The sequence below is a fragment of the Deinococcus sp. Arct2-2 genome (genome assembly GCF_004801315.1).
Taxonomy (GTDB): domain Bacteria; phylum Deinococcota; class Deinococci; order Deinococcales; family Deinococcaceae; genus Deinococcus.
This window is the reverse complement of sequence record NZ_SSNW01000057.1, coordinates 1-13,949: the sequence shown is the minus strand read 5'-3', so window position 1 is coordinate 13,949 and position 13,949 is coordinate 1. Positions and strand designations below refer to the sequence as shown.

The 13,949-nt window shown below is 60.7% G+C and carries 15 protein-coding genes and 1 pseudogene; 6 read left to right on the top strand and 10 right to left on the bottom strand.

Annotated features, from left to right (window positions below; translation table 11 throughout):
- Window positions 1-73 precede the first annotated feature (73 nt).
- Entirely contained in the window at window positions 74-1,033 is a 960-nt protein-coding gene (locus E7T06_RS18780; RefSeq protein ID WP_136367295.1) for an alpha/beta fold hydrolase, read from the top strand.
- Window positions 1,034-1,404: 371 nt separating this feature from the next.
- On the opposite strand, the gene E7T06_RS18775 is transcribed toward E7T06_RS18780, so the two are convergent.
- The 5 genes from E7T06_RS18775 to E7T06_RS18755 form a co-directional block, all read right to left on the bottom strand.
- Window positions 1,405-1,761 (bottom strand): transposase, encoded by a 357-nt coding sequence (locus E7T06_RS18775; RefSeq protein WP_136367294.1) that lies wholly within the window; start codon window positions 1,759-1,761, stop codon window positions 1,405-1,407.
- Window positions 1,762-2,150: 389 nt separating this feature from the next.
- Window positions 2,151-2,903, bottom strand: a complete 753-nt coding sequence (locus tag E7T06_RS18770; RefSeq protein ID WP_136367293.1) for an ABC transporter permease — start codon at window positions 2,901-2,903, stop codon at window positions 2,151-2,153.
- A complete protein-coding gene (locus E7T06_RS18765; protein WP_136367292.1) occupies window positions 2,900-3,670 on the bottom strand; it encodes an ATP-binding cassette domain-containing protein in 771 nt (256 codons plus the stop codon). Before E7T06_RS18765 ends, E7T06_RS18770 begins: the two co-directional genes overlap by 4 nt.
- Window positions 3,667-4,020, bottom strand: a complete 354-nt coding sequence (locus E7T06_RS18760) for a DUF1048 domain-containing protein (protein WP_136367291.1) — start codon at window positions 4,018-4,020, stop codon at window positions 3,667-3,669. The genes E7T06_RS18765 and E7T06_RS18760 overlap by 4 nt, the downstream gene beginning before the upstream one ends.
- Window positions 4,013-4,324: a PadR family transcriptional regulator gene (locus E7T06_RS18755; RefSeq protein WP_136367290.1), complete on the bottom strand. Its 312-nt coding sequence runs from the start codon at window positions 4,322-4,324 to the stop codon at window positions 4,013-4,015. The genes E7T06_RS18760 and E7T06_RS18755 overlap by 8 nt, the downstream gene beginning before the upstream one ends.
- Before the next feature lie 161 nt (window positions 4,325-4,485).
- Between E7T06_RS18755 and E7T06_RS21375 the strand changes: the two genes are divergently transcribed.
- On the top strand, window positions 4,486-4,653 hold the full coding sequence (locus tag E7T06_RS21375) for a hypothetical protein (RefSeq protein WP_168733650.1): 168 nt from the start codon (window positions 4,486-4,488) through the stop codon (window positions 4,651-4,653).
- A 319-nt stretch (window positions 4,654-4,972) separates the two neighbouring features.
- Here E7T06_RS21375 and E7T06_RS18750 read toward each other — a convergent pair whose 3' ends face one another.
- The 5 genes from E7T06_RS18750 to E7T06_RS18730 all read right to left on the bottom strand — a co-directional run bounded on the left by E7T06_RS18750 (window position 4,973) and on the right by E7T06_RS18730 (window position 9,365).
- Window positions 4,973-6,295: a transposase gene (locus tag E7T06_RS18750; RefSeq protein WP_136367289.1), complete on the bottom strand. Its 1,323-nt coding sequence runs from the start codon at window positions 6,293-6,295 to the stop codon at window positions 4,973-4,975.
- Window positions 6,296-6,441: 146 nt separating this feature from the next.
- Window positions 6,442-7,845 (bottom strand): hypothetical protein, encoded by a 1,404-nt coding sequence (locus tag E7T06_RS18745; protein ID WP_136367288.1) that lies wholly within the window; start codon window positions 7,843-7,845, stop codon window positions 6,442-6,444.
- Window positions 7,846-7,962: 117 nt separating this feature from the next.
- Complete coding sequence (locus tag E7T06_RS18740) at window positions 7,963-8,382, bottom strand: PIN domain-containing protein (protein WP_168733649.1); 420 nt, start codon at window positions 8,380-8,382, stop codon at window positions 7,963-7,965.
- Window positions 8,379-8,639, bottom strand: a complete 261-nt coding sequence (locus E7T06_RS18735; RefSeq protein ID WP_136367286.1) for an AbrB/MazE/SpoVT family DNA-binding domain-containing protein — start codon at window positions 8,637-8,639, stop codon at window positions 8,379-8,381. Before E7T06_RS18735 ends, E7T06_RS18740 begins: the two co-directional genes overlap by 4 nt.
- 96 nt (window positions 8,640-8,735) lie before the next feature.
- Window positions 8,736-9,365 carry a hypothetical protein gene (locus E7T06_RS18730; RefSeq protein WP_136367285.1) on the bottom strand — a complete coding sequence of 210 codons (630 nt, stop codon included), beginning with the start codon at window positions 9,363-9,365 and terminating at the stop codon, window positions 8,736-8,738.
- Between the two features lie 700 nt (window positions 9,366-10,065).
- On the opposite strand from E7T06_RS18730, the gene E7T06_RS18725 reads away from it, so the two are divergent.
- From E7T06_RS18725 to E7T06_RS18710, 4 genes and pseudogenes are all read left to right on the top strand, one after another.
- Complete coding sequence (locus E7T06_RS18725; RefSeq protein WP_168733648.1) at window positions 10,066-10,407, top strand: hypothetical protein; 342 nt, start codon at window positions 10,066-10,068, stop codon at window positions 10,405-10,407.
- Between the two features lie 211 nt (window positions 10,408-10,618).
- A complete protein-coding gene (locus E7T06_RS18720; RefSeq protein ID WP_136367283.1) occupies window positions 10,619-13,237 on the top strand; it encodes a DUF4157 domain-containing protein in 2,619 nt (872 codons plus the stop codon).
- Entirely contained in the window at window positions 13,237-13,521 is a 285-nt protein-coding gene (locus E7T06_RS18715; protein ID WP_136367282.1) for a hypothetical protein, read from the top strand. The genes E7T06_RS18720 and E7T06_RS18715 overlap by 1 nt, the downstream gene beginning before the upstream one ends.
- A gap of 352 nt (window positions 13,522-13,873) precedes the next feature.
- Window positions 13,874-13,949: pseudogene (locus E7T06_RS18710) on the top strand (IS6 family transposase); the annotation flags it as partial.

The window sequence follows — 13,949 nt, the reverse complement described above, 5'->3', positions numbered from 1 at the left end:
CCCGCCTGAACCCGTCACCTGGCGAAAGCCGAAGCCAGGGGGCGACCGACACCCTCATCCAAGGAGTTTTGCCATGAATACCCCTGTCCGCACCGCCGACTTCATTCCCGTGACTGAATCTACGCCCGTCCTCTCCTTCAGCCCGGTGGTGCTCAGCGTGCCGGGCCGCCTGGCGCCGCTGGAACTGAAGGTGTCCGTGCCCGCCGTGGGCGACCAGCTGCCCGTCATTCTGTTCTCGCACGGCCACGGGCGATCGACCTATCTCTCCTCCCTGCGCGGGTACGGCCCGCTCGTGGACTTCTACGCCGCCCACGGCTTCGCTGTGATCCAACCGACCCACCAGGACTCCAAGGCGCTCGGCCTCGATCCTACCGGCCCCGAAGGGCCCTTGTTCTGGCGCTCCCGCGTCCAGGATATGCACGCCATCCTCGACCATCTGGATCAGATTGAGGCCACCGTGCCGGGCCTGAGCGGACGACTCGACCGCACCCGGATCGCCGCGGTCGGGCATTCTCTGGGCGGGCACACCGTGGCCATGCTCGCGGGCATGCGGATCACCAGCCCCAACGACGGAACCGCCCTCGACCTCTCGGACGCGCGGATCAAGGTGGGCGTGGTGATGGCCGGGCCGGGCAACGGGGCCGATCTCGCGGCCTTCGCGTCCGAACACTACCCGGAACTGGGCAACAACAGTTTCGCCGAGATGACGGCGCCGGCCCTGGTGGTCGCGGGGGACCAAGACGTGAATCCCATGTTCTCCGATCGCGTGGACTGGCGTTCCGACCCGTATGTTCTGAGTCCCGGCCCCAAGGATCTGCTGACGATTCTCGGCGGAGAGCATATCCTCGGGGGCGTCTCCGGCTACGACGCCGCCGAGACGACCGATGAAAACCCCGAGCGGGTGTCGGCGGTTCAGCGGCTGACCTGGGCCTACCTCCGCAGCGCACTGTACCCTGAAGACCGTGCCTGGGACACTGCCCGCGCCGCGCTGCAGGGCCGGGCCGAGCCGCTGGCCCGAACCGAGTCCAAGTAACCTCAGGCCGTACCAGATGGCCGCCGGCAGCGGCTGTCCAGTGCTGAGGTTCACCCGCGCCGCCGGAGCACACCAGTGGCGACCGACACCGCCCGGCCCCATCCCCAAAGGAACCTGATATGCAGCACAGAACTCTGGGCCACACAGGTTTTGGGAATATCTCTATTTTGCGGCTCTTCCGCAGTCTCGATATCGCTGATTTACTCAGGTAATGCGCGTCAACAGGCGCGCGAAGGCCGTCATGCAAGTCTGGACACGAGGTTGACCAGCCAAATGATCTATGCCCGGCAGTACTCTCAAGGCTGAGGCGGTGCACAGATGTTGCAGGCGTGTCTTCGCTCAACCGCAGTACCGCGACCGGCGCCTGCCGGTCAGTCGAAAGCGCACCGACATCGTCCCGTCTCCCTCGGCGCGCTTGGCGTAGAGCGCTGTGCATTCCTTGGTTTACGTCCAAGCTCGTCACCCTCTAAGAGTTCGCGTTCTTCACGCACAATCTTTAAGTCACGACGTAAGCGCTTAATCTCTTCTTGTTCGGGCGTCAGATGCTGACGCCCTCTGCCAGGGAAAGCCTGCTCCCCTTCTTGCTGATCGGCCTTGATCCAGCGGTTGAGTGCCGACAGGCTGATCCCCAGATCACGGGCCGTTCGGGTGATCCCCAGATCGGGCTGCTGAGCCAGTCTGACGGCTTCGCGTTTGAATTCAGCGGTATAGATTTTTCGCTCGGTCATGGTGGTGCCTCCTATGGTGAGGCTTAACTCCACCTGTGCAATATCGGGGGAACCCCACTGGGCAGTGGAAGACAATTTCAGCTGGCTCACATCAGAGCCGACTGGTCGTCAGTCAGCTGGCCCCCATGTTTGGATGACTGCGTGTCGAGACTCGGCTCAGCGACAGGGGACTAGACGTGAAGCCGAGAACAGCAGCCCGGTGGCGGCACACTCGTCTGGCGGTTGGTCAGTCAGCGGAGAATCGCGTCATAGCCTCAATCGCCCGAAAACCGCCGTTAAGGCCAATACCGGTAGGTGAAGCACGAGATGGACGAGGTTGTTTCGGATAGCTCGACATTTTAACTTTGAGGATCCTGGGATTGCTCCCGGGTCGTCGCTCTGGGATTAGGTTATGGGACTCGGTTGTAAGCCCTCATGGCGAAGAAGTAGGCGAGGATGGCTATGCCCGCGCACCAAGCCAATGCAGTCCAGATGTCGATGCCGACGGGCTGGCCGCCCAGAAGGGCGCGAAGCGAATTGACGATGGCGGTGACGGGCTGATGCTCTGCGAAGACGCGGACTGGGGTTGGCATGGTGGCGGTGGGAACGAACGCGGCGCTGATGAACGGCAGGTAGATCAGCGGGTAGGAGAACGCGGTAGCGCCTTCGACGGATTTCGCCGTCAGACCGGGAACCACTGCCAGCCAGGTCAGTGCGAAGGTGAACAGGGTGAGGATGCCTGCCGCAGCGAGCCAGGCCGTCAGGCCTGCGCTGGACCGGAAGCCCATGACCAGGGCGACCAGGATGATGATGGCCAGCGAGACCGCGTTAGATACCAGCGAGGTGAGCACGTGCCCCCACAGCACGGCTGAGCGTGAGACCGGCATGGAGTGGAGCCGTGCGACGATCCCCTTCTGCTTGTCGGTGAAAAGCCGCATGGCGGTGTAGGCGACGCCGCTGGCGATGGCGATCAGCAGAATGCCGGGCAGCATGTAATTGACTTTGTTGTCGGTGCCCGTGTTGATCGCGCCGCCAAACACGTAGACGAACAGCAGCATCAACATGATCGGCATGATCGCCACGGTGATGATCGTGTCTGGGCTGCGCTGGATGTGACGCATGGAGCGTCCGACCAGGATGCCGGTGTCTCGTAGAGCATTCACGTAGCGACCTCCTCTGTCTTCTTGCCGACGATGGCGAGGAAGATCTCTTCCAGCGTCGGTTGTTTTTCGATATACTCGACTTTCGCGGGTGGGAAGAGCCGTTTGAGTTCGTCGAGGGTGCCGCCCGCAATGATTCTCCCTTCGTGCAGAATTGCGATTCGGTCCGCAAGCAGTTCAGCTTCGTCGAGGTATTGCGTCGTCAGGAGGATCGTCGTACCGCCCTCAGCGAGCTTCTTGATGGTGTCCCAGACTTCGAGCCGTCCCTCTGGGTCAAGGCCCGTCGTCGGCTCATCAAGGAAGATGACGGCGGGTGTTCCGATGAGGCTCATGGCGATATCAAGTCTCCGGGTCATGCCGCCGGAGTAGGTGTCAACCCGCTTCCCAGCCGCGTCCCGCAATCCGAACTGCCCCAGGAGCTGGTCGGCGATCTGGGTGGGGTTGGGCACGGCCCGGAGTCTGGCGACGAACACGAGGTTCTCCCGTCCGGTGAGCATGCCGTCCACAGCGGTGAATTGCCCGGTCAGGCTGATCAGCTCGCGCACGCGCTCCGGCTGACGCTGGGTATCGAAGCCGCCGACGCTGGCCGTGCCGCTATCGGGGATGAGCAGCGTCGAGAGGATGTTGATGATCGTCGTCTTGCCCGCGCCGTTCGAGCCGAGCAGGGCGAAAATCTCGCTGCGCCGCACGTCGAGGTCTACACCGTTCAGGACGCTGACATCCTTGAAGGCCTTCTTCAAGCCTTTCGTCTGGATGGCGAGGTTCGTCATTTCTTGATTCCCTCGTTGCGAAGCTTCTGCATCACGTTGCGGTTCAGCGCCTCACGCCAGTCCTCGGTATAGGTTCTGGCATTCCGCAGAAGTTCATCACAGAACGCGGCCACATCTTCGCCGGTGATTTCAATCACGCCCTTGCCATCTGCCGCACTGGTTTCAAAGAGTTCAATCAGATCCCTGAAGATCGGTACCATATCCATCCCGGTGCCAGCCGAGAAATTCCACATGTACTTTTTAATCTCACCGTACACGATCAGGAAATCGCGTGGGAGCGCCTTGGCACGCGCCTCCATACGGTTCCATTCCTTCTTGTCTCCCGTGATTGTCCTCCAGAAATCATGCATCTACTTTCTCCTTAAGTTCGTTTATCTTGAGAGAAAGAAAATCCCATTTCGCCCAGAACGCCGCGAGTTCGGCCAGCCCCGCCTCGTTCAGCGAGTAGAACTTTCTGGGCGGACCGAGGGTGGACGGTCTTTTCTCAATGCTGACGAGCTTGTTCTTCTCAAGCCGCAGCAAAATGGTGTAGACAGTGCCTTCCACGACGTCCGTGAAGCCAAGTGTTCGCAGGGATGAGGCAATTTCATAGCCGTAGGTCTCACCACGACTGATGATCTCCAGCACACAGCCCTCAAGGACGCCTTTCAACATCTCCGTAAGGTTTTCCAGGGTGGCACCTTCCTTCCTGATTCGTCTTCCAGGTATATTGCACTACGTAGTACCACTAGAATGTATCACAGAGTAGCGGATCGATCACTACGGCACTCACCCTGCCGACAGGCCGTAGGGTGCCGAGCCAGGGAGCATATGCGATGGGAACCGTCTCAGAGGGCTTTTATGGGCTCAACGGGGGCTTCTGGGCGATTGAGGCTACAACGCGCAACCCGATGCACCTCAAAATCATCTTGCGCCGCCTTGAAGAGCGTCAGGCCAGCCTCAATGTTCTGAGTTTTGAGGAAGAACTCGTTCCTGTACGGTAAGCACCCGCGCTGGAGCTCAGGGTCCCGCACTTCAACGGTTCTCCCAGGGCAGCAGCACAGCGCTGCACCAAGAGCTGAAAGCCCCTCCGACTACAGCTCACCCAGTTGAACGCTGGCCTGGTGCGTGGCCAAGCCCCGCTCGCTTTGGACCTGCTTGGCGGTGCTGATCTGGGAGGAGGCGAGGGCAGAAGGGGTGAGAAGGCTAGGTCACAGCTTGCAAAGGAACCTCGCAAGTTGTTATTCATTGCATTGAATGGTGCATACAGCGACTGGGACAGGATCAAACAGGTGTTACTGCATATTGAGAACCGGACAAAACTTACCTCGTACCCAAAAGGCGGTTGAGGACATGGTTTCCAGAGACATCCTGGCCCCAGTGCTGGGTGGTCTGGGTGGTGAGATATGCAGCGGCCAGCCGCTGCAAGCCGAGGAGCAGGGTTTTCTTGCCAGGTGGGCGGTTCTTATGGGGGACATCGCCGCCCAGATGCGCGAGCAATCGAAGTGCTGGCGCATCTAGCGTTTCACTCAGCGTGAAGACGTAGGAGGCCACCACCCAGCTCATCGCCACCAAGGTACGCAGGGCCTGGAAATCGTGAATGCGCACGTCCTCCCAGCCGAGGGACGTCTTTGTCCACGCGAAAACGTCTTCAATGGACCAGCGACGCAAGTACAGGCGCACCACCTGCCCGGCGTCCACGCCGGGCGACACCGGCAGACTGGTGAGCAGCACCCAACCCTCCTCATCCCCTTTGGGACGCGTGGGAAAGCTCAAGTGCACCGCCTGAACGGGCAGCCGGCCCTCGTCCAGCCAGACCTGCTGCGCACGCAGTTCTGTGCGCGTCGGGCGCCAGATCAGCCGCTGACCCTGCTTCACCGGCCGGGCCAGTTCAAAGACATGAGTGACAGGAGCACGGTGCAGTGCACCGTGCAGCGGTTCCCCCTCACCTGTTAGACGAAGGCGTGTCTGACGATCCAGATGGCGGGCACGGATGACGAAATCAACGTGCAATCTCCGCAAACGGCGCAGAATCCGGAGGCTGTCGAACCCGCGATCCAGCACGAAGATGATCCGCAGCACACCCGCTGCCCGCAGGGCGCGAGTGATCTGTGCGAGTGATTGGAGCACCACCGTGTTCTCACTGGTGAATCCTGGTGCCAGAGCGCTGTACAGCGTGTGATACAGCAGGGTTTGACGTCCATCAGGACTCACGCCAATGGCGTTGAGGGTGCGGTAGCCCGCGACCGGCTGGCCGTTCAGATCCCGCACCGTGTCTAGATATTCCAGGGTCTGGCTGTGCGGCTTGCGGAGGTCAGAGCCGTCCAGAATGACGACCACCTCATCCGACCCGGCGATCCGCATCGCGCCCTGCGCTTGAATCTGGTCAAGCAGGGTATCAGCGCTGAGGTCACTCCGCCGATGCTCGTGGTGTATCAGTCGTCTCAGTCGGCGTTCCGCCTGCGGGCACGCCCCCGTACCGGGGGCGACGCGCGCCATCTGTGCCAGACGCGTCGTGCCACTCGCCAAGATGCCACTCAGCGCCGCTTGAAACGCCCTGAAGAGGCGCCGAGCTTGGAACAACGTGTGGTACGGCTGCACGAATTCGCTCAGGCCACCGATATTCACCGTCGCTGAGGGCGTCATTCCCTGAATATGCACACTTTTGTCCGGATTTCAATGCATAGTGTTGACCGTGGCCGCATTCCGCACTATCTTTAAGGAACCAAAGGCGACCTCAGCGGGTCGCCTTTTACTTTGGTCTGCGGTGGCTTGGTCGTGACCCGCTCCGCTCAGCGGATCAATCTCCCCCCGAAGGCGAAGTCCTGCGCTTTCCCGGCAAGCTCCAAGAACACTTGTTGCTCTGTGCTGGCCGACCCGTGGTTGCCCTCCAGTCGACCATACAGGCTGCCGTCGCTCCGGCGCAGCTCGCCCCGCCACTGCACTTCGGGCCGCGGATAACTCCACTGTGCCCGCAACTCGATGGCCGTGGTGGTTGCCTTAGCGGTGAAGCTCAGCCGTTGATCGTCGATGCGCGCCTCACCGGTGACGTGGTACTCCGACTTGGACACCCAGGTGGCTTTCGCGTCGAGGTGCAGCGGCTTGGCCGGGGCCACCTGACGCCAACTGGGGCCGTCCAGCCGCTGATACAACAGGGTGGTCCCGAAGCGGTTGACGGCGGCGCCCGGCAACAACAAGCCCAGAACACCGTCCTGCTTGACCCGGCTGGCCACTTGCCCGTCGGACAGGCGCACCGTCCCGAATCCTCCCTGCACCGCGAACATCAGCGTGTCCCCATCGACCCGCAGGTCGGTGTCCGAACAGACCCCCAGCTGCACCGTGACCCGCAGCGTGCCGTCACTGCGGCGAACCTCGATGGCCCCGTCTTCATATGCGAGGGCCACTTCACCGTCGCTCAGCGCCCGGACGGCCGTCAGACCGCTTCTGCCCCCCGGCGAATTGAGTCCACACCCCACAGGATGCAGGGCCCGCCCGTCCAAGGTCTGGCCCGTGTCGTTGGAGATCAGGGACACCCGCTCCACCCGGCCCGACGAGGGCTGTTCCCACCGCCGGATGGTCAGCCAGCGGAGATCCCCGCTCCAACTGGCCTCCGCCTCTTTCGGCAGTTGACGAAGTGCGGTGTCCACTGCGGGGTGCAGGGGAACGAGTTGACGTGTCTGGGGATCGAGCAGCCGTTCGGAGGTCAGTTCCAGCCGGGTGCCGTCGTGACTGAACCGCCTCACCCCTTCCGCCACCCCCCAGTGGTCAAGTTCCTCCAGCGTCCGGGGGTCACGCTCCATCACGCCCACGCGACTGTTCTTCGCTTCAATGCTGAGCAGGCGGGCCGGACGGGTGCCCGAAGCCGCCTGGAAGGTGAAGCTGCTGACGACGTCTGACCAAGGGACGCGGCGCACCTCCTGCCCCGTGCGTTCATCGAGCGCGACGAGAAACTGAGCGGATCGGGGCGGTTGGACATCGTCGAACCGGGCAGGGAGGGCTTGCTCGGAGGCCACCACATACAGCAGTCCTCCCCCAGCAGCGACGGGCTGCCAGTTCACGCTGGAGTAGACCGTGCCCTGCCAGACGCCGTTCAGCGCGGCGGGGCCGTCTGGGATCTTCAGGAGTTCCGGCGCCGGGCCCGGGCAGGCAGTGAGCAGGCACAGGGAGGCCGTCAGGGGGAGGAGCAACCGCTTCATGCCTGACCATAGCAGTCAGTACAGAGGAGCGAGGACGCAAATGCGCGTCTTTGTTCAAGGCCACCAGCCAGCTTTTCCCAGCTCAGCGGCATCGGTTCAGTCCGTGAGAACCGGTCGTTAACCTTCCGGCGCGACCACCAGCCGCTGCACGTCGTCACCGAGGCGCACGAAGTGTTTGGCGTTGAGGGTCACCAGCCTTACCGCTCCCGCCCGCAGCGCCGCCTGCGCGATCAGGGTGTCGTAGATCGCCCCGCCTTGCAGCCCCAAGTCTCGGCAGCGGGTCATGGCGTCGAAGTAGTCGGCGGGCAGGAGCGGCAACACCGTCCACGTCTGCGTGAGGCTGTCCAGCACGGCGCGGACTTGCGTGGGTGGATAGCGCAGCTGTGGGTGAGCGGTCATCACCGCGTAGCACTCCGCGAGGCTGTGGACGCACAGGGCGGGACGCTCAGCCGCCTGCACCTGTTCGTCGGCCCAAGCGAAGCGGGGATGGGCGCGGGTGAGCGCGGCGACCAGGGCGCTGGTGTCGAACACCGTCACCACGAACCGAGTACCTCGGTCAGGCGGGCGTCGCGCATCTCGTCCACGGGATCGCCCGTGATCGGGCCTGGCGCGTCGAGGATCAGGCGGCCTGCGTGCTGCACAGTCTGCACCGGGCGCGAGGCGGGGCGCAGATGTAGGACACCGCCTTCGAGTTCTACCTCCAGCTGCTCGCCAGCCTTAAGCGCCAGGGCGTCACGAATGGCTTTCGGGATCAACACCCGGCCAAAGCGGTCGATTTCCAGGTGGGCAGTCATATTGGCAGTTTAAACCACTTCTTGCCAATGATCTGGAGTTGGGGTCACGTCAGCGCAACTGGTCAGAGAAAGTCAGGGCTGGATGGCTGCACGCTGCTAAGCCGTGGTTCCGTTTTGATACCACTTTGGACATTCCCTGAGTGCCAGCTCAATGAGCCGTACAATCTCTTCGAGGTCACGAATGGGTTTTGACTCCGGATCGCTGATCTGCCGCTCCTGCGCCAGCTTGTTACTGAACTCGGCCAGAAGGGTTCTGAGTGACTGTCTTGTCCGCAGAAGTTGCTTCTTGTGATCCAGTCCGGCGTACCAAGACATGCGCTCGGTGGTTTCGAGTTTGCACAGCTCCAACCGCATGCCCTCAACGCCCAACATCAGCAGGTTTTGCATGCCTTGACTGAGCAGCGCAGCGCCGGTCATTCCGCTGATCGTGATCAGCAGCACGCCGCCCAACATCCCCGCACCGCCCGCTGCCACGGTTCCAAACCCCAGGGTGGCGAGGAATGAGGTAAAGCCAGCGGCTCCGGCAGCACCCACACCCAAGACCGCTGGTCCCACGAAAGGCAGCATGAGGGTTGCCGCTGCCAACGTGCCGCCCAACCCCATCAGCAACCACTGTTTAGCGCCCCGTTTCTGTTTCGGTGCGTACACGGTGACAGCCTCCCGGAAAAATTTGTTGGGGAGATGTGAAGGCACAGTCAGGCCCAAGAGCTGCAGCAGCGTGGTCATGGCGGCCTGCGCCTCCGCATCACTCACCGTGATTTCGTGGGGTGCAAACGGGCCAATTGATGCCACCTCAGTTACGAGAGGCAATAGGTATTCCGGGTGGCCCAACAGACTCTGCAACACCTGTTCCTCGTTGGGATCGGCGAGCCGTCCACTGCCGACCTGAGCGTGTTTTTTAAAGACCTTTCTCAGGGTCTCCAGTGCCCGTGCCTGCGCTCCTTGACCTCTCCAGACGCCCTACGATGAAGCTCCTTGGCATAGACGAGGCGTGCAGCTGACAGGTGAAGAGGAATTCGGGACTCGGACATAGCTGAAGATACCGTTCAGCGGGAGCTTAGACTGCTGAGCTTACTCACCTCACGCCGCATATGCCACGGTTTTCTCGCCAACCTGACGCGCATGGCCGAGGGTCACCAGCGTCTCCAACACTTCGTCTACGGACGCTGCGCGTGCATCCTTGAGGGTACCGATGAACTTCCTGCGCCGTGAGGGGCCGTACGGCCACCTGAAGCGCGTGACACACCGCCGCTGCCCGTTCGGATATCTTGCTTGGATATGGGGGCAAAGCCACTATCCGTACAGGCCTCACCTATGCGAGGGTGAGCTGCTGGCACGCTCACTGACCGATGCACATTGATGCCAGCCACGGCAGATGCGCGATCGGGGGCCTATCGGCGCAGGTAGAATCCGAACGAAGTGCTGTTTGCACGAGGGCCTGGATTCCGAAATCGTCATTGCCACCACCGCGGATGGCCGCAGTTTTTTCGTGAAGGACTGGAAGTTCCGGCCCTTGGCCGGATTCACGGACGTTCACCGCATGACGGCCGCAGGCAAGTTGGGCTACATCGTCAAGACTGACGGCACGCTGTACTCATTCAGTCTCGACCGCAACAACAACCCCTCTGTGCCGGTTCAGGTCAAGGGGATGAGCGGCATCGTTGATGTCAGCATGTCGGGGGGACACGTTCTAGCCCTGCGCCGCGACGGCACCTTATTCGCGCAGGGCAGCAACGACTTCGGGCAACTCGGCAACGGCACCATGTAGAGTGCAGCGGTGTTTGTACCCGTGATCGGGATTACGGTCAAGCTGCCTTAGAGAGCGTGTTATCTGCAGTAAAAAAGACACCGAGAGCCAACGGTGCTGTTCGCTCAGGAGTGCTGACTGGGAGTCAGACCCAGCAGATGAACAGCAGCGTTTCCCATGACCATGAAGTCTTTGGGCTGACTCCGAGTCTTTCTGTGCGGTAGCCTGACGTATGACCGAACGACTGTCGCCTCTCCAGCGCAAAGCAGCAGCGACAGGGCTCGAACCGCTTCAGCCCCTCTCCAGTCCTGTAGCAGTAGCGAAACCGCAGTGGGCAGCGCCAGCGGTTTCCCCTGCGGCGGCACTTCAGAGCCACACCACGCGCCCAGTTCAGCTTCAGCGGGCGGTCGTGGCTCCCGTGTGGCACGCCAGTGGATTGATCCATCAAGAAAATGTCCGTTTGAAACAGGCTCAAACCACCGTTCAAAGAAGTTTGGCCGCTGTCGAGCAGCTTTCGCCCCTCGAAATCAAGGCAGCCTTGCAACGGCAGGCCGAGCGCCTAGCCCCTCTTCAAGTGCCTTCCCGTCCACAGACCCCTCGCGAGTGGGTGACGGTGATGCGTGCCCACGCCCAGCAGTGGGAAGGCCAAAGCCGTTCGGTAGGCCTGAACCCAGACCAACAGGCCCAGCACACTGGAGTACAACAACTCACGGCTCAACGGCTCAGCAAAAGCTTCCGGCAAGACCGTCAAGTGCCGGAAGCCCGCTATAGCGAGTACGCAACGCATCTGGTCGCATTGCAGCGCCATCCCCTGTCTGCGCCAGTGGTGCGGGGTGTGCTGGGTCTGATTCCACTTGGAGAACGCCCTGCCCTGCAACGCGCTGTCGATACCGCTTTACAACGGGAACGCGAACAAGAAGTCCAAGACGCAGCAGCGTTGACCCTGACCCAATTACAGCGGCAGGCCGCTGCTTTAGAAGCGGAAGCGGCCCAACCCCTCTGGCAGCGGATTGGGGCCAAGCGTGGCGGGGGTCAGCCGTTGCCCGAAGCTGTGAGGCGGCATTTGGAGCAGGGACTCAACCATGATCTGAGCGCGGTGCGGATTCACGAGGATGCCGAAGCCGACAACTTAGCCAAAAGCGTGCAGGCCGTTGCCTTTACCACAGGTACAGATATCTTCTTCCGTTCCGGACAGTTCAACCCCAACACCCGCTCTGGTTTAGAGCTGCTGGCCCATGAAGTGACCCATACGGTTCAGCAGAGCAAAGGACATGTGGGCAAGGGCATAGACCCAGATGCTGTACTCGAAACCGAAGCTCAGCGGGTAGGGACGCAACTGGCGAATATGCCAGTGCTCCCGCAAATTGCCCGGATGGGTCAGCCAGCGCCCACAACTGGGAACATCTCCCGTGTGTCTGGAGCTTTGCAGCGTGCCAGCACGACTGCAGGCCTGAACTCTGCGATCACGTCGGCGGTTCCTAAAGCGTCAGGTTCGGGTTGGCTCCAGCAGCTTGGTCAGGCGGCGTGGAAGGCGGCTTATGAGCTTCCGGTCTACAACGCAGGCATAGCTGTGGGGGTGGTCAAAGGCTTTTTTGGCGACCTATGGGACAACCTTCAGGCGTTGGGGTCTGCGGCGTCCATGGTGTACGGCTTGGTGCGTGATGTTTTCACCGGCCAAATCACCTCCCGAATCGGTGAAATGTCTGCGTGGGCCAAAGGGCTGTCTTGGGAGGCCCTCAAGCAGATGGCGGTAGCCTTGGGCGGCAGCCTGAAAGCCAAAATCTTGGCTGAAGCCAAAGCTTGGGTGCAACCCGATCCGTTCAAACGGGGCGAAACCCAAGGGAAGGTCTTGGGCCTGATTTTGGCGGAGGTGGCGATTGCCTACCTGACAGCGGGCACCGTCACGGCAGTCAAAAATGGTTTGGTGGCCTCTGGGAAACTGGGGCAAGTCATTGCCAAAATCCCCGGCGCGACTCAGCTGGTGGCTGGAGTGCAGAAAAAACGGGCCGCCTTCAAAGCCGTGGTGGCAACAGCCAAAACAGCGACGACGCAAGTGGTCAAATCGCTGATCCCAAAGGCACTTCTCGAGAAGCTGGGGGCCAGGGGAGCCGCCCAAGCCGAAAAAGCCCTAGGTTCTGCTGATGCGCGGGCCGCACTAAAGCAGGCGGGCGAAAAAGCCAAACAATTGCCTCTCGCGATTGGGGAAGCGCTGGTCATCATCGGCGTCAACGATGCGGCCAACCTGCCGGTCAAGGTCTTGCTGCGCCAGTTGGCTCTGCTCAAGCGGCAATTCAAGTGGATTCACTCCTTCAAGGCCACGCCCGTCGCCCCGAAAAAATACAACATCACCCTGATCGCCAGCAGTATTCCCCTCTACGAAAATTACAGTGCGGGCGACGGCGCTGAGTTGATAGATGAAAGCGCGTTCGACCATATTTTTAAGGGAGAGGTAAGTACCAATTCCAAGGGAGAGCGCGTGGCCGACGGCTGGCATTTGGAATCGGCGGGCGACCCGGCCACCAACCAAGTCAGGAAGTACAAGGGGGCGCCGGATCAACATGGGGTGTATGTAGCGGATATCAAGCTCAAAGACCCTCTGACCGGCGAATGGCTGGACAAGAAAAGCTCAGCCACCTTCTTTCCCAAAGGCGAAAGCTGGACGCCCGCCCGCGTGCTTGAAGAGATCAAATCTGCCTTTGCCAACATAGAGACCCGCACACCAGATACCATGTTTGAAGGCAGACTGTCGTTCCAGTGGGAGGGGCGTTCAAAGAGTGGAATTTTAATCCGAGGCTATTACGATGTAGAGGCGAAAAAGCTCATCACCGCCTTCCCACTCAAAGGAAAATAATGACCATTTATGAGTTCATCGCGGCACTTGATCAATTTACCGATGAAGAAAAAAAGGTTCTCTCGGATATGTTCGACGAGTGTCAATTTCAGTCCGATGTGGATTCAATGCTGAAATGTATAGAAGAAGAAACCGGGTTTTACAGCGATTCTGTCAGCATTACGCCTCAAGATGATGGCTATCTCATCGCGTTCAGAATGATCGCCGGGCCTCAAATCAGGCTCAACAAAGATGAGATAGAAGCCCTCCTCAATGCCTGCCGCCCTTATTTGGAAGCTGACTAAAACCAGAAACAAGTCTTCGCATTTTTGCTCAGCAATACCGGGATTCAACCGTCGCGCCCGAACTCTGGGGCGCGGCTTTTTGGCCCTGCCATTTGCTCCCCTTCCCCCAGAACCGACGACACCACAGTCAGCAGGCTCACTGGCCCGAGTGGGAGTGCCGAGCTAAGCGTCTAAGACTCAGCTCAACACCTAACACTTGCCACAAACCTAACCCTACCGTGACGCATCGTGGTTGCCATTCTCGATTTGCTCTTCTCCAAAGACTGCGCATCGCCCAAACCTCAGGCTTCCGAGTCAGCTACGGCTGAAGACGGTTGTGTTGCCTTAACTGATCAGGGTAGGCTGACTGTCCGTGACCGATGCCAAGCCCTATCGCCACCGTTTCCCAATGACGATCATCCAGCATGCAGTTTGGCTGTACCACCGCT

Excerpts from the sequence above, each read along its gene's own strand:
- E7T06_RS18780 (WP_136367295.1), top strand. The coding sequence starts at position 74 with ATGAATACCCCTGTCCGCACCGCCGACTTCATTCCCGTGACTGAATCT.
- E7T06_RS18775 (WP_136367294.1), bottom strand. The coding sequence starts at position 1,761 with ATGACCGAGCGAAAAATCTATACCGCTGAATTCAAACGCGAAGCCGTC.
- E7T06_RS18765 (WP_136367292.1), bottom strand. The coding sequence starts at position 3,670 with ATGACGAACCTCGCCATCCAGACGAAAGGCTTGAAGAAGGCCTTCAAG.
- E7T06_RS18760 (WP_136367291.1), bottom strand. The coding sequence starts at position 4,020 with ATGCATGATTTCTGGAGGACAATCACGGGAGACAAGAAGGAATGGAAC.
- E7T06_RS18755 (WP_136367290.1), bottom strand. The coding sequence starts at position 4,324 with ATGTTGAAAGGCGTCCTTGAGGGCTGTGTGCTGGAGATCATCAGTCGT.
- E7T06_RS21375 (WP_168733650.1), top strand. The coding sequence starts at position 4,486 with ATGGGAACCGTCTCAGAGGGCTTTTATGGGCTCAACGGGGGCTTCTGG.
- E7T06_RS18750 (WP_136367289.1), bottom strand. The coding sequence starts at position 6,295 with ATGACGCCCTCAGCGACGGTGAATATCGGTGGCCTGAGCGAATTCGTG.
- E7T06_RS18745 (WP_136367288.1), bottom strand. The coding sequence starts at position 7,845 with ATGAAGCGGTTGCTCCTCCCCCTGACGGCCTCCCTGTGCCTGCTCACT.
- E7T06_RS18735 (WP_136367286.1), bottom strand. The coding sequence starts at position 8,639 with ATGACTGCCCACCTGGAAATCGACCGCTTTGGCCGGGTGTTGATCCCG.
- E7T06_RS18730 (WP_136367285.1), bottom strand. The coding sequence starts at position 9,365 with ATGACCACGCTGCTGCAGCTCTTGGGCCTGACTGTGCCTTCACATCTC.
- E7T06_RS18720 (WP_136367283.1), top strand. The coding sequence starts at position 10,619 with ATGACCGAACGACTGTCGCCTCTCCAGCGCAAAGCAGCAGCGACAGGG.
- E7T06_RS18715 (WP_136367282.1), top strand. The coding sequence starts at position 13,237 with ATGACCATTTATGAGTTCATCGCGGCACTTGATCAATTTACCGATGAA.